Origin of the sequence: Pseudomonas zanjanensis, assembly GCF_014268745.2 — a bacterium.
Lineage (GTDB): Bacteria > Pseudomonadota > Gammaproteobacteria > Pseudomonadales > Pseudomonadaceae > Aquipseudomonas > Aquipseudomonas zanjanensis.
In genome coordinates, this window is record NZ_JABWRB020000007.1 from 60,155 (window position 1) to 78,881 (window position 18,727).

Annotated in this window: 15 protein-coding genes; 5 read left to right on the top strand and 10 right to left on the bottom strand. The window is 61.2% G+C overall.

Annotated features, from left to right (window positions below; all coding sequences use genetic code 11):
- The first annotated feature begins 13 nt into the window (after positions 1 to 13).
- From asd to HU715_RS25720, 4 genes are all read left to right on the top strand, one after another.
- Positions 14 to 874: an archaetidylserine decarboxylase gene (asd, locus tag HU715_RS25705; RefSeq protein ID WP_186708005.1), complete on the top strand. Its 861-nt coding sequence runs from the start codon at positions 14 to 16 to the stop codon at positions 872 to 874.
- Positions 875 to 981: 107 nt separating this feature from the next.
- Positions 982 to 2,202 (top strand): O-antigen ligase family protein, encoded by a 1,221-nt coding sequence (locus HU715_RS25710; protein ID WP_186708007.1) that lies wholly within the window; start codon positions 982 to 984, stop codon positions 2,200 to 2,202.
- Positions 2,192 to 2,770, top strand: coding sequence for a serine acetyltransferase (locus HU715_RS25715; RefSeq protein WP_186708009.1), 579 nt, complete (start codon positions 2,192 to 2,194; stop codon positions 2,768 to 2,770). Before HU715_RS25710 ends, HU715_RS25715 begins: the two co-directional genes overlap by 11 nt.
- Before the next feature lie 90 nt (positions 2,771 to 2,860).
- Entirely contained in the window at positions 2,861 to 4,621 is a 1,761-nt protein-coding gene (locus HU715_RS25720) for a cyclic-di-GMP receptor FimW-related protein (protein WP_186708011.1), read from the top strand.
- A gap of 171 nt (positions 4,622 to 4,792) precedes the next feature.
- Here the strand turns inward: HU715_RS25720 and serB are convergent, their stop codons facing one another.
- Positions 4,793 to 6,007, bottom strand: a complete 1,215-nt coding sequence (serB, locus tag HU715_RS25725; protein WP_186708013.1) for a phosphoserine phosphatase SerB — start codon at positions 6,005 to 6,007, stop codon at positions 4,793 to 4,795.
- A 133-nt stretch (positions 6,008 to 6,140) separates the two neighbouring features.
- Here serB and HU715_RS25730 point away from each other — a divergent pair, with 133 nt between their 5' ends.
- Complete coding sequence (locus HU715_RS25730) at positions 6,141 to 7,655, top strand: AhpA/YtjB family protein (protein WP_186708015.1); 1,515 nt, start codon at positions 6,141 to 6,143, stop codon at positions 7,653 to 7,655.
- Positions 7,656 to 7,912: 257 nt separating this feature from the next.
- Here the strand turns inward: HU715_RS25730 and HU715_RS25735 are convergent, their stop codons facing one another.
- The 9 genes from HU715_RS25735 to HU715_RS25775 all read right to left on the bottom strand — a co-directional run bounded on the left by HU715_RS25735 (position 7,913) and on the right by HU715_RS25775 (position 18,571).
- Positions 7,913 to 8,620: a PqiC family protein gene (locus HU715_RS25735; RefSeq protein ID WP_186708017.1), complete on the bottom strand. Its 708-nt coding sequence runs from the start codon at positions 8,618 to 8,620 to the stop codon at positions 7,913 to 7,915.
- Positions 8,621 to 8,799: 179 nt separating this feature from the next.
- Complete coding sequence (parC, locus tag HU715_RS25740) at positions 8,800 to 11,064, bottom strand: DNA topoisomerase IV subunit A (RefSeq protein WP_186708019.1); 2,265 nt, start codon at positions 11,062 to 11,064, stop codon at positions 8,800 to 8,802.
- 10 nt (positions 11,065 to 11,074) lie between these two features.
- Complete coding sequence (locus HU715_RS25745) at positions 11,075 to 11,596, bottom strand: TIGR02281 family clan AA aspartic protease (protein WP_186708021.1); 522 nt, start codon at positions 11,594 to 11,596, stop codon at positions 11,075 to 11,077.
- Positions 11,593 to 12,579 carry an esterase-like activity of phytase family protein gene (locus HU715_RS25750; protein ID WP_186708023.1) on the bottom strand — a complete coding sequence of 329 codons (987 nt, stop codon included), beginning with the start codon at positions 12,577 to 12,579 and terminating at the stop codon, positions 11,593 to 11,595. The genes HU715_RS25745 and HU715_RS25750 overlap by 4 nt, the downstream gene beginning before the upstream one ends.
- Complete coding sequence (gene parE, locus HU715_RS25755; protein ID WP_053181455.1) at positions 12,579 to 14,483, bottom strand: DNA topoisomerase IV subunit B; 1,905 nt, start codon at positions 14,481 to 14,483, stop codon at positions 12,579 to 12,581. Before parE ends, HU715_RS25750 begins: the two co-directional genes overlap by 1 nt.
- A gap of 41 nt (positions 14,484 to 14,524) precedes the next feature.
- A complete protein-coding gene (locus tag HU715_RS25760; protein WP_186708025.1) occupies positions 14,525 to 15,133 on the bottom strand; it encodes a YqiA/YcfP family alpha/beta fold hydrolase in 609 nt (202 codons plus the stop codon).
- A 1,462-nt stretch (positions 15,134 to 16,595) separates the two neighbouring features.
- The gene (cpdA, locus tag HU715_RS25765) at positions 16,596 to 17,411 is read right to left on the bottom strand and encodes a 3',5'-cyclic-AMP phosphodiesterase (protein ID WP_186708027.1); all 816 of its coding nucleotides are present in this window, start codon (positions 17,409 to 17,411) and stop codon (positions 16,596 to 16,598) included.
- Between the two features lie 99 nt (positions 17,412 to 17,510).
- Complete coding sequence (locus HU715_RS25770) at positions 17,511 to 17,963, bottom strand: DUF1249 domain-containing protein (RefSeq protein ID WP_092205313.1); 453 nt, start codon at positions 17,961 to 17,963, stop codon at positions 17,511 to 17,513.
- Positions 17,954 to 18,571, bottom strand: a complete 618-nt coding sequence (locus tag HU715_RS25775; protein ID WP_186708029.1) for an NUDIX domain-containing protein — start codon at positions 18,569 to 18,571, stop codon at positions 17,954 to 17,956. Before HU715_RS25775 ends, HU715_RS25770 begins: the two co-directional genes overlap by 10 nt.
- Positions 18,572 to 18,727 lie beyond the last annotated feature (156 nt).

Genomic DNA, 18,727 nt, shown 5'->3' on the forward strand with positions numbered 1-18,727 from the left:
TTAAGGACAGTTAATGAAAAACCGTTTATTCATCCTCACCCAATACCTGCTGCCCCACCACCTGCTATCGCGGCTAGCCGGCTGCATTGCCGAATGCCGCGTGCGCTGGTTCAAGAACGCCTTCACCACATGGTTTGCCAAGCGCTACCAAGTGGACATGTCCCAGGCCCTGGTGGAAGACCTGACGGCCTACGAGCATTTCAACGCCTTCTTCACCCGCGCCCTGAAGGACGGCGCCCGCCCGCTGGACGAAACCCCGGGCGCGATTCTCAGCCCCGCCGACGGTGCCGTCAGCCAGCTCGGCCCGATCGAGCACGGCCGGGTATTCCAGGCCAAGGGCCACAGCTTCAGCGTGCTGGAACTGCTGGGCGGTGACGCGGCCAACGCAGCGCCGTTCATGGGTGGCGATTTCGCCACCATCTACCTGTCTCCCAAGGACTACCACCGCGTGCACATGCCACTGGCGGGCACCCTGCGGGAAATGGTCTACATCCCCGGGCGGATTTTCTCGGTCAACCAGACCACTGCCGAAAACGTGCCGGAGCTGTTTGCCCGTAACGAGCGCGTCGCGTGCATTTTCGACACCGAGCGTGGACCGATGGCCGTGGTGCTGGTGGGCGCGATGATCGTGGCCTCCATCGAAACCGTCTGGGCCGGGCTGGTGACGCCGCCCAAGCGCGAGCTGAAAACCTTCCGTTACGACGAAGCCGCACGTGCGCCGATTCATCTGGAAAAAGGTGCCGAACTGGGGCGCTTCAAGCTGGGTTCGACCGCCATCGTGCTGTTCGGTCCGGACCAGGTGAAATGGGCCGAGGACCTGGTGGCCGGTTCACCGGTGCAGATGGGTCAAGGACTGGCACTACCCAACGCTTGATGAGATAGCTAGCGGCGCAATCAACATGAGTCGCTACCCTCGCCGACGCTGCCACACTACGCCTTGGAGTTTTGTCCTGGCCCCCTTTCACTACCCTTGGAATAGGTATGACACGTTCGGCTTTTTCCAGATTCACCTTGCTTGTCTTGATGATCGGCTTCACTGCGCACCTGACGGGACTGCTGTTCATTACCGACGGCAGCACTTACACCACGATATCCAACGCGAGTCTTTTTATACCCGCGTTGCTTTTATGTGTGCTCGATGCGCGCCTACGTCAAGGCATTGTCCAAAAGCCCTACTGGCCGGTACTGCTGGTACTGGTCTTTTCGCTGCTGGTAGCGCTGCTGAATCCCGGGTCCGAAGCCTCCGCCTACGGACAATTCAAAACCGTGTTGTACGTAATGTTGTACCTGAGCGCGATTCATATACTGGCCCGGGAAGAACTGCTTGAGAAATGCCTGACGTTTGCCTTTGTGATCGCGGGTTTATTTGCGATTGCCGGTTTGATCATCCACTTCACCCAGCAAGACCAGAACATTTTTTTCTCTGGCAAACGTTTATACAAATTGGGCTATGGCAACTATGCCAACTTCAAGAACCCCATCATTGCGGCGCTGTATTACGGGTTCTTCGGCATTTACGGGTTCCACTTGTTAATGACCAAAACCTTCGGACCGTGGGTCAGAACGTTGTTCATGGCCTGTGTGCTAGGCCTTTCGCTGTACCTGTTCTGCACGCTTTCAAGAGCCGTCTGGCTTGGATATGGCTTGGCAATCGCTACAAGCATTCTTCTTCACCATAGTTTGAGGTCGAGGAAATGGTTGTGCCTGGCCGGCGTAATATTCCTTGCAATGTCAGTATGGCTATGGCCCGTCATCGTCAAACAGCAAAGTCGTGGCTTCAACCTTCGCGACGTAATCTGGGCAGGCTGGCTAGACCGCATTGACGAGTTCTGGCTGTTTGGTGCCGGGGCGGGCAGTAATTTTGATATCTGCATATCCGAAGTGCATTGCTACAACCAAGTCCACAATCTCTTCCTACAGTATTTTTACGAATTCGGCGTGACAGGTGCAGTACTGTTATTGCTGGCCATCGCCTATGTTTTCAAGCGCGCGATCGACAGGAAGACCTGGCACCATCCCGTCGGTTCGGTAGGCTTGCCCCTGCTTATCTTTGGGGTTGTAACGGCTCTATTCGACTACCACACGGTGTTCAACAGGCCTGGCGTCTATTGGATCGTTTTCTGGCTGCCTATTGGAATGATTCTGTCCCAGAGGTTCGTACCCAGCACACCTCGCGGCAAAGAGGGCGTCGATGCTTCTTGATATTTTCCGATCAGCCAAACGCTACTGGCATATCGAAATCCTCGGCGGTCTCGATAAACCGTTCAGGTGGAGACGGCTTTACCAAAAATGTCAGCGCATCAACAGGTACCGCTACCTTTTCTGGTTCCGCCTGGCATACGCCATGCACCAGCAGGACAGCAAATTCTGGAGACGGCGCGGCAAGCTGCTCAACGAACGCATCAGCCGCCAGTTCAATGTAGAGATCATGCTGGGCGCCACCGTCGGGGAAGGCCTATGGATTGCCCATCCGAATGGAATCGTCATCACATCGCACGCCATCATTGGAAAAAATTTCAAGATCTGGCAGAACTGCACGCTGGGTATCAAGGGGCAAAGCGATACCGCAGTATTGCGCATTGGCGACGGCGTCCGGATACATGCTCATGCCTGCATCATCGCTGACCATTTGGAGCTGGGTGACAATGTGATCATTGGCGCAGGCGCCTTCGTCAACAAGAGCATCCCGGCCAACCACCTGTACATCACCCGAAGCGTTGGTGAAATGAAGGAATACGATCCCGTTTCAATGGGCCGCCTGCAGGACTAGTCACCAGGGGTCGCGGTAGCATGATCTTTCGGCTACACCTGCTAGAGTTGGATACATCCTTTTCGTTTCCCGCCGGAGCCTGTCCACGGCATGAATGAGACCAGCCCTCTCCAGCTATTGCGCGTCCTGACCCCGACACAATCACGCCTGTCGTTCTGCGATGCTACGCCAAAGGACCTCAAGCGCTGGATCGCCAACCTGCCCAAGGCCAACATCGGCGAGACCGCTCGCCTGCTGTACCAGGCCCTTGGCGAACTCAACCAACTGCTCACCCCCAGCGACAATCGCCTGCAACTGCTCGAACTGCTGCGGCCCGAGGTGTACTACGTCTGCAAGCACCTGGAGCGGCACTTCCTGCAACAGGCCATCGTGCTGGACGATCGCTCGCGCAAGATCGTCAACCTGTGCCAGGCCCTGCAAACCCAACTGGCGATGGGCTACAAACAGATCGTGGCGCGTATCGCGTCCAAATACACCAAGGACCGCGCCCGCCTGCTGAGCACCGCGTTGCAACGGGCGCTGCATGCCCTAAACGGCCCGCTGCTGCGTGCCAGCCAACTTTACAGCCCTGTGCCCGAGGGACTTTGGCTCGATCTGCATCAGTTGTACCGGATCGCCTGCCAGCACCGGCTACAGCACCTGAGCGTGAGTGACGAACTGGCCAGCCAGGTTCATCAACTGAATGCCGAGCAAACCTATGTCGTCGCGCTGTTGCTGGGCGCATCACGCAGCAATCAGCTGCGCCAGAGCCAGATCGGGCGACTGACCGAAACGCTCGAATCCTGGAGCCAGTGGGTCAAGCTGGACCCTGCCACCAGCGCTACCAGCCTGTTCGCGGTCGCTCCGGAGCTGGATGTCGGGCCACGCTATCGCTCCAAGTTCCGCGCCGAACAACAGCCGACCTTGCAGGGCTTCGATCCACAGCCACTGGTGCGGGCAATTGCCACACATTTGGAACAGCCTGCCGCTAACACCTTGCCAGTCCCTGGCGGCATGAGTGCCGACACCTTGCATCACCTGCAAGCCGCCTGGGGCGAAGCGGCTGAGCGCAGCTTCCAGCGCACCGAGGGCAATGGCACGCTGACGCTGTGCGTAGGCATGAGTGCGCTGCACTACTACCTCGGCGGTGAGCGCTCGTTCAACGAAATACTGAAAAGCCCGACTGCTCGCAAAGCCCGCTTCGAAGCCACGCCAAGCAAGACCAACGACACCTGGAGCCAGGCTTTCGACGCCGCCCCGACAGGCGACAACGACCTGCTGCCCTACGAAGAAATCGAATACCCGGTCAACCCGAGCGATGACGACGGCAGTCACTCCGACAACCAGCATCACTTCCCCACCTACGACCTGCCGATCATCAACCACAGCCCTGGCGGCTACTGCCTAGGCTGGCCCAAGGAAGTGCCGGAACAACTGCAAGCCGGGGAAATGATCGGCATCCGCGACGCCAGCGACCAAGCCTGGAGCGTCGCCGTGGTGCGCTGGATCCGCCAGGTGCGCAACGGCGCCATGCAAATGGGTATCGAACTGGTCGCCCCCCATGCCCAGCCGTGCGGACTGCAGCTGGTGCGGGACGAAAATGATCACGGCCATTATCTGCGCGGGCTGTTGCTTCCCGAGATCAGTGCGATTGACCTGCCCCCGACCATGATCGCCCCACGCCTGCCATTTCAGGAGGGCCAGCGGGTATTGATCAACACCAATGGCCAGGAACGCCGCGCCGGCCTGGACCGACGAGTGACCAGCACGCACAGTTTCAATCAGTTTTCCTACCACCCGGAAGACTCGGCCGAAACCGGGGACGGCGGCGATCAGGAAGGGAATTTCGATTCGTTGTGGAAGTCGCTGTAGACAGCGCACGAACGCTTCGTGGCGAGGGAGCTTGCTCCCGCTGGCCTGCGCAGCAGGCCCAATACGGTCAGACTGACATCCCCGGGCGTGTCAGGTTTCGGGGCCGCTTCGCGCCCCAGCGGGAGCAAGCTCCCTCGCCACAAAAGCATGCGCTCCAAACCGGCGTGTGATTCAGAGCTGCCCGTCCCGATCCCGGAAACCCAGCAGGTACAACACCCCATCCAGCCCCAGGGTGGAAATCGCTTGCCGGGCCGACTGCTTGACCAGCGGCTTGGCACGGAACGCCACGCCCAGGCCCGCGATCGCCAGCATCGGCAAGTCGTTGGCGCCGTCGCCCACGGCGATGGTCTGCTCCAGGCGCAGGCCTTCTTTTTCCGCCAGTTCGCGCAGCAGGTCCGCCTTGCGCTGGGCATCGACGATCGGCTCGACGGCCACGCCGGTCACCTTGCCGTCCACCACTTCCAATTCGTTGGCAAACACGTAGTCGATGCCGAGCTTGGCCTGCAATTGCTTGGCGAAGTAAGTGAAGCCACCGGACAGGATGGCGGTCTTGTAGCCCAGGCGCTTGAGTTCGGCGAACAGGGTCTCGGCGCCTTCGGTCAGGCGCAGGGAGGCGCCGATGGAGTCGAGCACGCTGACGTCCAGGCCTTGTAGCAGGGCCAGGCGCTCCTTGAAGCTGGCGCGAAAATCCAGCTCGCCGGCCATGGCTCGCTCAGTGATGGCCGAGACCTTGTCGCCGACGCCGGCCGCCTTGGCCAGTTCGTCGATGACTTCAGCTTCGATCAGCGTCGAGTCCATGTCGAACACTGCCAGGCGGCGGTTACGGCGGAACAGCGAGTCTTCCTGGAAGGCGATGTCGACGTTCAGTTCCTGGGCAACGCTGAGAAACTCGGCACGCAACGCCTGGGGATCGGCGGGCTCGCCGCGCACCGAAAACTCGATGCAGCCCTTGCCCTTGTCGGCCGGCGTGTCCAGGGGCATGCGCCCGGACAAGCGGTCGATGTGGTCGATGTTCAGGCCATATTGGGCGGTGATCGAGCTGACGCGCTGCAATTGCTCGGCGGTCACCTTGCGGGTCAACAGGGTCACGATGTGGCGCTTCTTGCCCTGGCCGGCCACCCACTGCTGGTAATCGTCCTCGGCCACCGGGGTGAAGCGCACCTGCTGGTCGAGCTTGTAGGCGGTGAACAGGATGTCCTTGAGCACGGACTTGCTTTGTTCGGCGTCCGGGATTTCCACCAGGATGCCGAACGACAGCGTGTCATGGATCACCGCCTGACCGATGTCTAGAATGTTCACACCACCCTGGGCCAGAACGCCGGTAATGGCCGCAGTCAGACCCGGACGGTCGCTGCCAGTGATGTTTATCAGGACGATTTCGCGCAAGGCGCACCCCCGCAGGTGGAAAAAAACCGCATTCTACCCACATTCAGTGACCATCGGGCACCGCCAGTGCTTTGCCGGTCATGGGGCTGTCGCTATACTGCGCGTCAATTTCACGGACAAAGAGCCGAGCTCAGTGAACCGGCCCACGCCAGTCAAAACCGACAACTTCTTCCTGCTGATCTTCCGCGCACTGCGTCACCGTCGTGTGCCGATTGCATTGCGCATTGCCAGCCATAACGTAATCCTGGTCGCCCTGGCCCTGGTCATCTATGCCTGCGTGATGGGTTTGCAATTCAAGCAGGCGATGCACGAGCAGGCCGATGCCCTGGGGGAAAGCCTGACCACCCAGACCGCCACGTCCGCCACCGAGCTGCTGGTGTCCAACGACATCCTCAGCCTCAACGTGCTGCTCAACAACCTGACCAAGAACAAGCTGGTGGCCCACGCCGCCATCTACAGCGTGGACAACCGCATCCTCGCCGAGGCTGGGCAGCGCCCCAAGCCTGGCCTGCTGGGCGAGTCCGGCGGCATGTACCAGAGCAAGATCACCTTCCAGGACGTGACCGCCGGGCAACTGCGCATCAGCCTGGACATGGACCAGTTCCAGCAACCGATGACCATCAGCCTGCAAAGCATGGGCATCCTCAGCGCGATCCTGCTGGCGCTGGCATTGGCCTTGAGCCTGCGCCTGGGGCGGCACATCTCCACGCCGCTGTTGCAATTGCGCGTCTGGCTGCGGGACATCGACGAACACACGCCCGCCACCCAGCGCCAGGACGAAATCGGCGACCTGGCCCGGCAACTGCACGCCAGCTTCGCGCCGGAACCTGAGCCGGTGCCGGAACCTGAAGACATTGACTACGTGGACGACGAGGCCGAGCCGGGTTTCGAAGTGCGTAACCTGCGCGATCCGGGCTTCGACGAAAGCCAGCCGATGCCCGCCTCCAAACCGGCACCACGTCATGTGGTACGCACGGCAGAGGACGAGGAAGACGATGACGCCTTCGCCGACCTGCGTGACGAATCCGCCGAGGGAGCACCTCGACCGGTCGCCAGGCCTGTTGCCTCGGACCTGCCCCAGCACAGCGCCGTATTGGCCGTGCAGTTGGGCGCCCAGGATCAACTGCGCCGCCTGCCCCAGGCGCGCCTGAAGGAGTTGCTCGAGCGCTACCGCGACTGCCTCGACCAGGCCGCATCGCTCTATCAGGGCGAATTGCATACCCTGAACGACGGCAGCACGCTGATGCTGTTCCACACCGAAGACAGCGGCGACGATTACCTGACCAACGCCATTTGCTGCGGTGAGTTGTTGCGAGCCTTGGGTCACCAGTTGCAGATCGAAGTCGCCGACAGCGGCATTACCCTGCAATTGCAATTGGGCCTGACCTTGGGTGATGGCTTGTTCGGCCTGAGCCAGATCGACCTGCTGCTGACCGAAACCGCCCAGGACGCCCTGGCACTGTCGCAACACAGCCGCAACCTGCTGCTGGTGGAGCGCAAGATCAATGACGACGCCCTGATCCGCCAACGCGCCCGCATCCGCCCCATCGCCAGCCCCGAAGGCGCGTGCTGCGTGGAGCGCTTGATGGAGCCTTATCCGTCGATGCTGGAGCGGCAACTGGCGCGGATGCATGAGCGCCAGGTCTGAATCTCAGGACTTGAAATAACGAAGCCCGCAGATGAGTGATTGTCTGCGGGCTTTTTTGTTGGCGTCACTGACCTCTTCGCGAGCAAGCCCGCTCCCACAGTGAATCTCCATGGACCACAAGATCTACGTCCCACTGAAAATCCAGTGTGGGAGCGGGCTTGCTCGCGAAAGGGCCAGCACAGACACCAGAGATTCCGAATGGCAGAAACAACAAAGCCCGCATCACTGCGGGCTTTGTCGTATATCCGGTCCAGGCATCAGAACCTGAACACTTCCATGTCCGTACGAATTGGCAAGGCCATGGGGATCTTGTCCTTTTCCTTTTCCACCGGCTTGGCCGGGGCAGGCGCGGACTTACGGGGCACTGCTTCAGCGACAGGCGGCTGGTTGGCCAACGGCTTGAGCGACACGGACAGCTGTTCGGCCAGGCGCTGCAGGAGCACGCCCTGGGCTTGGACTTGCGCCGCGGTGGTGCCGGCATGGACCTCTTGCAGATGTACGATGCGGTTTTCACGCACCTTGCCACGACGGTCGATCAACCGCCATTGGGCATCGAGCACTGCCGGCTGATCCTTGCCCGAGTCCAGGCGGGTAATCGACAGCAGCACTTGTACATCCGGAGTGAAGCCCTGGGTTGCAGGGGCCAGCACCACGCGCTGGCTGTCCAAATGCCCGGCGACCTGGCGCAGCAGCAATTGATCGATGTCAGAGGACAGGCTGCCGGCCCAACGGCCGTCAGTGGCGGCTTGCAGGCTGCCGTCCGGTTGACGTTGCAACAAGGTTTCACGCTGCAGGTAGTCAGCGATCAGAACCGGGCCGAGCAATACGGCCATGCCTGTGCTTTGCGCAGGCTGGGACGGGGTTCCGCTGTCCAGTTGGTACAGCGACACCGGCTGGTTCATGCTGCAGCCCGCCAGGCCAAGCAGGCCGGCGAGCCACAAAATAGGGAGGCGCAGAGCAGTCATCGTTCCGTCCAGGTGGCAGCCACAAGGCTTGCCACAGTGAAAAAATACTCGGTCATTATGAAGAACGCTCGGCCACGCCGGCGCTTGAAAGGGCCTATCATCCGTGAATATGCGCGCCGACTCCAGCGCGAAAGTATCGATCTGCGGCATTTAATCGCAGACCGAGCCCTCTACTACGCCTAATTGAGGTTTTCGACGAGCAGCGCATCGACTCGCTGAAACCCTCTTGGAAGCTTGTTGCCCCGCCGACCGCGTTCACCCTTGTAATGCTCAAGATCGTCCGCCTTCAACGACAGCGTGCGCTTGCCTGCCTGTAGCACAAGCGTGGCGCCCTCCGGCAACACTGCAATATCCGTGACATATTCCTCACGGCTGGCGACCCGTTCGCCGGAAATACCAATAATCTTGTTGCCCTTGCCTTTACCCAACTGCGGCAGATCGCTGATCTTGAACACCAGCAAGCGGCCTTCGGTGGTGACCGACGCCAGCCAGTTGTTCTCCCGATCGGCCACCGGCCGTGGCGCAATCACCTTGGCGTTGTTCGGCAGGCTCAACAAGGCCTTGCCCGCCTTGTTCTTGGCTTGCAGGTCCTCACCCTTGACCACGAAACCGTAACCCGCGTCCGATGCGATTACGTAGAGCCCATCATCATCAGGCATCAGCACGCATTCAAAAGTTGCACCCGGTGGCGGTGTTAAACGACCGGTCAGCGGTTCGCCCTGGCCGCGAGCCGATGGCAGGGTATGGGCCGGCACCGAATAACTGCGTCCGGTGGAGTCGACGAACACCGCAAACTGGTTGGAGCGCCCGGCCGCCAAGGCCTTGAAGCCGTCCCCGGCCTTATAGGAAAGCCCCGTCGCGTCAATATCATGACCCTTGGCCGAACGCACCCAGCCTTTTTCCGACAGCACGACAGTCACTTTCTCGTTCGGCAACAGATCGTGTTCGCTCAGCGCCTTGGCTTCGGCACGCTCGACGATCGGCGAGCGACGGTCGTCGCCGTAAGTTTCGGCGTCCTTGAGCAGCTCGGTGCGCACCAGCTTCTTGAGCTTGGCTTCGCTGCCCAGCAAGGCTTGCAGCTTGGCCTGCTCCTTGAGCAACTCATCCTGCTCGGCCCGCAGCTTCATCTCTTCCAACCGCGCCAACTGCCGCAGGCGGGTATCGAGGATGTAGTCGGCCTGGATTTCGCTCAGGGCGAAACGCTCGATCAGGCTGGCCTTGGGGTGCTCCTCGGTACGGATGATGTGGATCACTTCATCCAGGTTGAGGTAGGCGATCAGCAAGCCGTCCAACAGGTGCAGGCGGCGCTCGACCTTGTCCAGGCGAAATTGCAGGCGCCGGCGCACGGTCTTGACCCGGAACTCCAGCCACTCCACCAGCAAGGCCCGCAAGTTCTTCAACTGCGGCTTGCCATCCAGGCCGATGATGTTGATGTTGACCCGGTAGCTGGACTCCAAGTCAGTGCTGGCGAACAGGTGCTGCATCAGCGCGTCGTGGTCGACCCGGCTGTTGACCGGGATGATCACGATGCGGCACGGGTTTTCGTGGTCGGATTCGTCGCGCAAGTCAGCCACTTGCGGCGCTTTCGACGGTTTTGCCTGCATCATCGCGGCAATCTGTTCCAAGACCTTGGCCCCGGACACCTGATGCGGCAGCGCCGTGACAATGATGTCGCCATCTTCGATGTGGTACACGGCGCGCATGCGCACCGAACCGCGACCGGTCTCGTAGATTTTCAGCAAGTCTGCGCGCGGGGTGATGATTTCGGCTTCGGTCGGATAATCCGGGCCCTGGATATGCTCGCAGAGCTGCTCCACCGTGGCTTTCGGTTCGTCCAGCAGACGCACGCACGCCGTGGCCACTTCCCGCAGGTTGTGGGGCGGCACGTCAGTGGCCATGCCCACGGCGATGCCGGTGGTGCCATTGAGGAGGATATTCGGCAAACGTGCTGGCAACACCAGGGGTTCGTCGAGGGTGCCGTCGAAGTTCGGCCCCCAGTCCGCGGTGCCCTGGCCCAGCTCGCTGAGCAGCACCTCGGAATAACGCGACAGCCGCGCCTCGGTGTAACGCATGGCCGCGAAGGACTTGGGATCGTCCGGCGCACCCCAGTTACCCTGGCCGTCCACCAAGGTGTAGCGGTAGCTGAACGGCTGGGCCATCAGCACCATGGCTTCGTAGCAGGCCGAGTCGCCGTGGGGGTGGAACTTACCGAGCACGTCACCGACGGTACGCGCCGATTTCTTGTGCTTGGAATCCGCATCCAGCCCCAGTTCACTCATGGCGTAGATGATCCGCCGCTGGACCGGCTTCAAGCCGTCGCCGATGTGCGGCAAGGCGCGGTCCATGATCACGTACATGGAGTAATTGAGGTAGGCATTTTCGGTGAAGTCAGCCAGCGATCGGCGTTCTACGCCGTCTAAGCTGTCTGCAAGAATGTCGCTCATGCGGGCCTCATCAGTTCGTTGTCTGGCGCAGCAGCATGGTGCCGTCGCGCTGGGTAAATTCAAGTTTGTTCAGGGCGCTCATGCCCAGCAGCACTTGCGTGCCGCCCAGGCCCGGCGCCACCAGGGCACGGACATCGCGCAGCACGATGTCACCCAATTGCAGCCGGTCGATGCGCGTGCGGTAGCCCTCGCTCACACCGTTGGCGGTGCTCAAGGTCACGCCGAAACCTTTTTCCAGCTTGAGGCGTTCGGCCAATTCCAACGGAATCGCCACGTCGGTGGCACCGGTGTCGAGCATGAAGTCCACCGGCTGGCCGTTGATCTGGCCGCTGGCGACGAAATGCCCCTGCCGGTTGCCGACCAGCTTCACCTCGATAAAACCTTCGCCTTTTAGCGAATGCACCTGGGCATTGGGGTTCAGTTCCCGCTGCTCCCACTGGGCAAAAAACCGTGTTGCCAGAAACAGCGCCGCGCACCAGGCCAGGATCATCAGCACCCGGCCGGCGCGCTTGCCCGGTGGTTGCTGGCTCACGGCGAGGCGCTCCAGCCACCGTCAGGCGCGGCGAAGCGCCAGACAATCGGCCGCTGTTCGCCATCGGCCCGCTTACCGTCGTTGTTGTCCTGGCCGATCCAGGCTCCGTCGGCGTCCACCACCAGCGCTTCGGCCAGCCCATAAGGCTGGGGATAACGACGGCTATCCTGCAACGCCTCGGCGGCGAACGACCAGCAACGTTCCACCTGGGCGGTCTGCGGGTCACGCCGGCAGATCTGGTAGGCATTGCGCTCCAGGGTAAACAGCTTGCCATTGAACAATGACAGGTCGGCGAAATCCCGGGAAACCGCCTTGGCCTTAGGGAACTGCGCCGGCTGCATTTCCTGGCCCGCTTCGCTGAGCAAGACACAATTGCCGTCGCAGTCCCACACCGTTTGCTGGCGCTTGATCAACAGCAGGCCGCGACGCTCACGCTCGGCCGCCAACCACAACTGGTCGCCGGCCGGGCTGACCGCAAGGCCTTCGAACAAGGCGTTGAAGTGCAGCAACATGCCACTGCCCCGCGCCTGCCGGATCATCGTCGGGGCAATTTTCAGCCAGGATGCGGCCCCCGTCGGCGGTATGTACAGCACGGCGGCATGAGACTCGCTGACCACATAACGATTGCCGGCGCTGTCACAGCTGATGCCTTCGAAATCCAGCTCGCCACCGCGCAGGAACGACGCCGCCCAGGTTCGCGATCTCAAGCCCCAGGGCAAACCGCTGTCCGGCACCTCCGGCACCTCGATTCCAACCGCCTCGGCCTGCCAGACCGGCGCCTCGGAGGGCATGAGGCGATAGATCCGGTCATCATCGCGATCGGACACGGTCCACATCTCGCCGCCGCACAGCGCCAGCCCGGACAGGTTGCCACCGCGCATGCCGTCGACGGCATGCTCGGACAGCAGCTTCAATTCCGGCGCCGGCCCTGCGACCACCATCCCCGCCCACAGCCACAACGCCAGGGCGAAACCGTTGCGCATCAGGCCAGCACCTCGGCCAGGTCCCCTTTGGATTCAAGCCAGGACTTGCGGTCGCCGGCGCGTTTCTTGGCCAGCAACATGTCCATCATTTCCGAAGTCGCTTCAAAATCATCCAAGGTCAACTGCACCAGGCGGCGGGTATTTGGATCCATGGTGGTTTCGCGCAACTGCGGCGGGTTCATCTCACCCAGGCCCTTGAATCGGGTGACCTGCGGCTTGCCCCGTTTCTTCTCGGCCACCAGGCGGTCAAGGATGCCGTCGCGCTCGGCCTCGTCCAGGGCGTAGTAGATTTCCTTGCCCAGGTCGATGCGGTACAGCGGCGGCATCGCCACGTAGACGTGGCCGGCGTCCACCAGTGGGCGGAAATGCTGGACGAACAAGGCACAGAGCAGCGTGGCAATGTGCAGGCCGTCGGAGTCGGCGTCGGCGAGGATGCAGATCTTGCCGTAGCGCAGCTGGCTCATGTCCTCGGCGCCCGGATCGACGCCAATGGCCACGGCGATGTTATGCACTTCCTGGCTGGCCAGCACTTCACTGCCGTCCACTTCCCAGGTATTGAGGATCTTGCCCCGCAGCGGCAGGATAGCCTGGAACTCTTTATCCCGCGCCTGCTTGGCCGAGCCGCCGGCGGAGTCACCTTCCACCAGGAACAGCTCGGAACGCATCGGGTCCTGCCCGGCGCAATCGGCAAGCTTGCCCGGCAAGGCCGGCCCTTGGGTGATGCGCTTGCGCTCGACTTTCTTGCTCGCTTTCAGACGACGACCGGCGTTGTTGATCGCCAGCTCCGCCAGGGCCAGGCCGGTTTCCGGGTTGGCGTTGAGCCACAGGCTGAACGCGTCCTTGACCACGCCGGAAACAAACGCCGCCGCCTCGCGAGACGACAGGCGCTCTTTGGTCTGGCCGGAGAATTGCGGTTCCTGCATCTTCATCGACAAGACGAAGGCAATGCGCTCCCAGACGTCTTCCGGCGCCAGCTTCACGCCGCGAGGCAGCAGGTTGCGGAACTCGCAGAACTCACGCATGGCGTCGAGCAGTCCCTGGCGCAAGCCGTTGACGTGGGTACCGCCCTGAGCCGTGGGGATCAGGTTGACGTAGCTTTCCTGGACGCTTTCGCCGCCTTCGGGCAGCCACAACAGCGCCCAGTCCACGGCTTCCTTGTTACCGGCCAGGCTGCCACAGAACGGCTCGTCGGGCAGGCGTTCGAAACCGCTGACCGCATCTACCAGATAAGAGCGCAGGCCGTCTTCGTAATGCCATTCGACTTTTTCGCCGGTGGCCTTGTCCTCGAAACTGACCAGCAGCCCCGGGCACAACACGGCCTTGGCCTTGAGCACGTGCTTGAGGCGGCTGACGGAAAACTTCGGCGAATCGAAATACTTCGGATCCGGGGCGAAATACACGCTGGTCCCGGTGTTGCGCTTGCCGACGGTGCCGACCACTTCCAGCTCGGTGGCCTTGTAGCCGTCGGCGAACGTCATCTGGTATTCATTGCCGTCACGCTTGACCCGCACCCGCACCTGGGTCGACAAGGCGTTGACCACGGAAATACCCACCCCGTGCAGACCGCCGGAGAACTGGTAGTTCTTGTTGGAAAACTTGCCGCCGGCGTGGAGCTTGGTGAGGATCAGCTCGACGCCCGACACACCTTCTTCAGGGTGAATGTCCACCGGCATGCCGCGGCCGTCATCGCTGACTTCCAGCGAGTGATCGGCGTGCAGGATGACCTGCACCGACTTCGCATGCCCGGCCAAGGCTTCGTCGACACTGTTGTCGATGACTTCCTGGGCGAGGTGGTTCGGCCGACTGGTGTCGGTGTACATGCCGGGGCGCTTGCGCACCGGGTCGAGGCCCGAGAGGACTTCGATGGCGTCTGCGTTATAAGAGCTAGCGCTGGGAGTGGCCATGGGGTCTCGTCGTCAGTGTTCAATGAAAAAGGGGCGATGGCTCACAGCGACGTGAAGTCGATCGCCTGGTACAAATCAGCGCCAATGCCGGCAAAACTCAACAATGCCGGTAACTGCTGGGCAAATCCTTGGAAACTGTGGTCGCCGCCGGCCTGGATGCGCAAGGCACAGGCGCGGTAATACTGCTGGGCGTGGCGATAATCCAGCGTTTCGTCACCGGTTTGCAACCATACCTGATACCGCTGCGGATCCCAGGGCGCCGGCACTTCCAGCTCGGCCAGGGCCGTCACGTGGTCGTGGGTCAATTCCCAGGTTTCGTCGGTGTATAAATTCTTCTGCGTACCCAGGTACCCGTCGAACATCCGATGCGGGCTCACGGCAGGATTGACCAACAGGGCCTTGAGCCCGTGGCGCTCGGCCAAGTGAGTCGCATAGTAGCCGCCGAGCGAGCTGCCGACCAGCAGCGGCCGCCCCAGTTCTGTAATCGCCTGTTCCAGCTGACCGATGGCCTGGCGGGGGTGGTGATGCAGGGCCGGCACCTGTAGCTGGTCGCTGAGGCCAAGGCGTGCCATCACTTCGACCAGTTGGCAGGCTTTGGTCGATGCTGGGGCGCTGTTGAAGCCATGGATATAAAGGATCGAACCCGACATTGCCGACTCCCTGGGTGCTGGGCAAAGGCCGGAGTTTACAGGGAGATTGCGGGGATTGGGGGGGATTTGACCGTGTTGTTGCCCTCTATGAACCGTCGATCACAGCGCCTGTGGGAGCAAAGCTTGCTCGCGAGGCGGCCTTGTAGCCAACCTGTTTCTCCCGGTTGTACTTCGATCAAACTGTGGGAGCGAGCCTGCTCGCGATGGCGGCCTGACAGCCGGGCAGGATTTTGTTGACCGGGTATATATCCATTTCTGCGGTAACGGCCACTTAGGGTTCCGCCCTGACGGCGGCTCACTTTTGAAAAGCGCAAAAGTAAGCAAAACGCTCCTGCCCCACCACTCGGTGCCTCGCTAGGGCTCGGCATGCCCTCACTCCGGCATTGCTCCGTGGGCCGCCGCGAAGGGCCATCCATGGCCCAGCGCGGCTAACCCGGCATCCATGCCGAGGTGCCCACTGCGCAATGCCTGCGTTCGGCCAGCGTGGTTAACGGGGCACCGAGATCAACGTCCACCACGAGGCGGCCTTAGAGCCGACCTGGTTCTTGGTGAGACCGCGTTTCCCCTGTGGGAGCGGGCTTGCTCGCGAATGCGTCGGGTCAGCCAACATCAATCTTGATAGCACACCATTTTCGCGAGCAAGCCCGCTCCCACAGAGGATTTATAGTGAATGCGATACCTGAGAACAACTCCGAAAAAATGTGGGAGCGAGCCTGCTCGCGATGGCGGTGAACCAGCTTGCATCAGCGTTGGATGTGCCGCCGTCTTCGCGAGCAAGCCCGCTCCCACACAGGTTTTGGGTCGTTTATAAGATCAGTGTCCACCGCCGATCCCTGTGGGAGCCGAGCTTGCTCGCGATGGCGGTGGGGCTGCTTGCATCAGTATTGGATGTGCCGCCTTCGCGAGCAGGCTCGCTCCCACATTGGGTCAGTGGTGACCTATGGATTTGCGACCACCGCCGATCCCTGTGGGAGCGGGCTTGCTCGCGAAAGCGGTGGGCCAGCTTGCATCAGTATTGGATGTTCCGCCGTCTTCGCGAGCAAGCCCGCTCCCACAATCGGATCGGGGTATGACCGGAGAATCAGGTCGGCTGTCAGGCCGCCTCGCGAGCAAGCTTTGCTCCCACAGATCTCCCACAGTTCTGACGGGTGTACGACTAGGAGAGCCAGGTCGGCTATAAGGCCGCCTCGGCTTGGCTTTTGATCTTGGGGCCCCGTTAACCACGCTGGCCGAACGCAGGTATTGCGCAGTGGGCATCCAGGCATGGATGCCGGAATAGCCGCGCTGGGCCATGGATGGCCCTTCGCGGCGGGCCCACGGAGCAATGCCTTCGTTCGGGCATGCCGAGCCCTAGCGAGGCACCGAGTGGTGGGAACCCTAAGCAGCCGTTACCGCAGAAATGGATATGTACTCAATCAAGCCTTCGCGAGCAGGCTCGCTCCCACAATAAACAGGATCGAACTCAGTACCCGTTGGAGCCATAGTCCGGGGTAAACGCAAACCCAACCACCCGCTCAACCCCCGTCTCCAACCGCCCATCCGGCAAAAGCCGCAACCACCGATACCCAGGCGCCTGCGAGCCCACCGCAAAATCCTCACTCCCCGGCTCAAACTGAATACAAGTCGAAGGCGAAGCCAACAAACGAACCCCCTCGCGCACCCGGTCTATCTCCTGATGCACATGGCCCCACAACACCGCCCGCACTTGGGGAAACCGATCCAACACCGCAAACAGCGCCTCCGGATTACGCAACCCGATCGGCTCCATCCACACACACCCAATCGAAACAGGGTGATGATGCAGACACACCAGATGATGCCGCTCCGGCGCCTCGCTCAAGGCATTGGCCAACAGAATCAACTGCTCCTCAGCCAAAAACCCCGGCACCGAACCCGGCACGGCCGAATCGAGCATCGTCACCCGCCAATTGCCAATGTCCACCACCGGATCGAGCAACGCACTCTTGACCGCCGCCTCAAGCATCACCTGCGGCTCATCATGGTTGCCGGGAATCCACCGCGCCGGCGCGTCGATTCGTGCAGTCAGTTGCCGAAACGCCTCATAGGATTGCAGCGTGCCGTCCTGGGACAAATCCCCGGTAGCGAGCATCAGGTCAATGTTCGGCTGCTGCTTGAGCACCAAATCAATGACTGCCCGCAAACTGTCACGGGTATTCATGCCCAGCAACGAGGCATCGGCCTCGGCGAACAAATGGCTGTCGGACAGTTGGACCAACAACGCCGCATCGGCCGTGGTCAAGCTGGATACGCTCGGCAAATCGCTTTCTCCCAGGCGCAATCACGCCGTTGCATGAAGCGGCAATTATGCTGGGGGACGATCGAAAGGGGAAACCCGCGAACCGGAACCGGTTCACAACTACCGAACGACTTCGAACTCGTGGCCCAGCGCCAGGCAATGACTCAGCCATTCGCCCAGGAACAGGTTCAACTGGGCTTTTTCATCGGGCTGGTGCATTGACGCATTGGGATAAGGATAGATGCCACGAAAGCGTCGTGCATGTTCGGCGCTGACGACTTCGGCCATGCGTGCGTCGTGATAGACCTGCACTTCCAGTTGCGGCACCGGCAGCCAGGGCAGGCTGTGCTCCTGGCGCACTTGCAAGGTGGTGGTGTAGGGACAGGCCTGCAGCACTTCCAGGGCCAACACGCCAAGCATCTGGTCGCCGTGGGTCACGGCGATGCGGCGTGGCAGCGGATCGTTGCGCATGTCTGGCAACAAGCGCATCAGGCGGGCGTAGTTGGCCTCGCAGGCGGCCTGCAATCCCACCAGATCGACGCGATAGCGGTCGCGCAGCTTGTTCAGGACCATAGCCCCCTCACTTCATCGCGATTCAAGGCCAGCCATTGCAAGGCAATGATGCTGGCCGCGTTGCAGATACGTCCGTCGCGCACGGCTTGCAAGGCATCTTCGTAGGCCCAGGCCTTCACCCGAATGTCCTCGGCTTCCTCCAGAAGGCCATGCAGGCCGCCTGCCCCCGTGCTGTCGCAACGCCCCAGGTACAAATGTACGAATTCATTGCTGCCGCCCGGCGATGGAAAGTATTGGGTCATCGGCCAGAGCGCAGCGAAGACAAGCCCAGCTTCCTCCTGCGCTTCGCGATGAGCAACCTCTTCCGGCTGCTCATCCTTGTCGATCAACCCGGCCACCAGCTCTACCAGCCAGGGGTTGGTGGTCTTGCCAATGGCCCCCACGCGAAACTGCTCGATCAACACCACTTCATCGCGCTGCGGGTCGTAGGGCAGCACACACACCGCATCATGACGCACGAACAATTCACGGTTGATCTCACGGCTCATGCCACCGGCAAACAACTCGTGGCGCAAGACGAGGCGGTCGAGCTTATAGAAACCCTTGAAGCAGGTCTCCCGCTTGACGATGTCCACGGCGTTCGGTGTGGCGTTGGCGAAATCGGTCATGACAATCCTCGTGTGCAGTCGATCAATACGAGGTTCCAACCTCGGCTTCGCGCCATCCTAACGCGCTCGAACCCTTTGGGGCAGCCCCCTGCCAGTGATCGGGATGGACGGCTGCGCTTAAAATCACTCTAATGAGCTTAGTGGCGAACTGATTGC

Bases quoted from the DNA above. Each gene is read 5' to 3' on its own strand.
- HU715_RS25750 (WP_186708023.1), bottom strand. From the start codon at position 12,579: ATGCGCAACGGTTTCGCCCTGGCGTTGTGGCTGTGGGCGGGGATGGTG.
- HU715_RS25710 (WP_186708007.1), top strand. From the start codon at position 982: ATGACACGTTCGGCTTTTTCCAGATTCACCTTGCTTGTCTTGATGATC.
- HU715_RS25760 (WP_186708025.1), bottom strand. From the start codon at position 15,133: ATGTCGGGTTCGATCCTTTATATCCATGGCTTCAACAGCGCCCCAGCA.
- HU715_RS25715 (WP_186708009.1), top strand. From the start codon at position 2,192: ATGCTTCTTGATATTTTCCGATCAGCCAAACGCTACTGGCATATCGAA.
- HU715_RS25735 (WP_186708017.1), bottom strand. From the start codon at position 8,620: ATGACTGCTCTGCGCCTCCCTATTTTGTGGCTCGCCGGCCTGCTTGGC.
- HU715_RS25770 (WP_092205313.1), bottom strand. From the start codon at position 17,963: ATGGTCCTGAACAAGCTGCGCGACCGCTATCGCGTCGATCTGGTGGGA.
- parC (WP_186708019.1), bottom strand. From the start codon at position 11,064: ATGAGCGACATTCTTGCAGACAGCTTAGACGGCGTAGAACGCCGATCG.
- asd (WP_186708005.1), top strand. From the start codon at position 14: ATGAAAAACCGTTTATTCATCCTCACCCAATACCTGCTGCCCCACCAC.
- HU715_RS25720 (WP_186708011.1), top strand. From the start codon at position 2,861: ATGAATGAGACCAGCCCTCTCCAGCTATTGCGCGTCCTGACCCCGACA.
- HU715_RS25775 (WP_186708029.1), bottom strand. From the start codon at position 18,571: ATGACCGATTTCGCCAACGCCACACCGAACGCCGTGGACATCGTCAAG.
- parE (WP_053181455.1), bottom strand. From the start codon at position 14,483: ATGGCCACTCCCAGCGCTAGCTCTTATAACGCAGACGCCATCGAAGTC.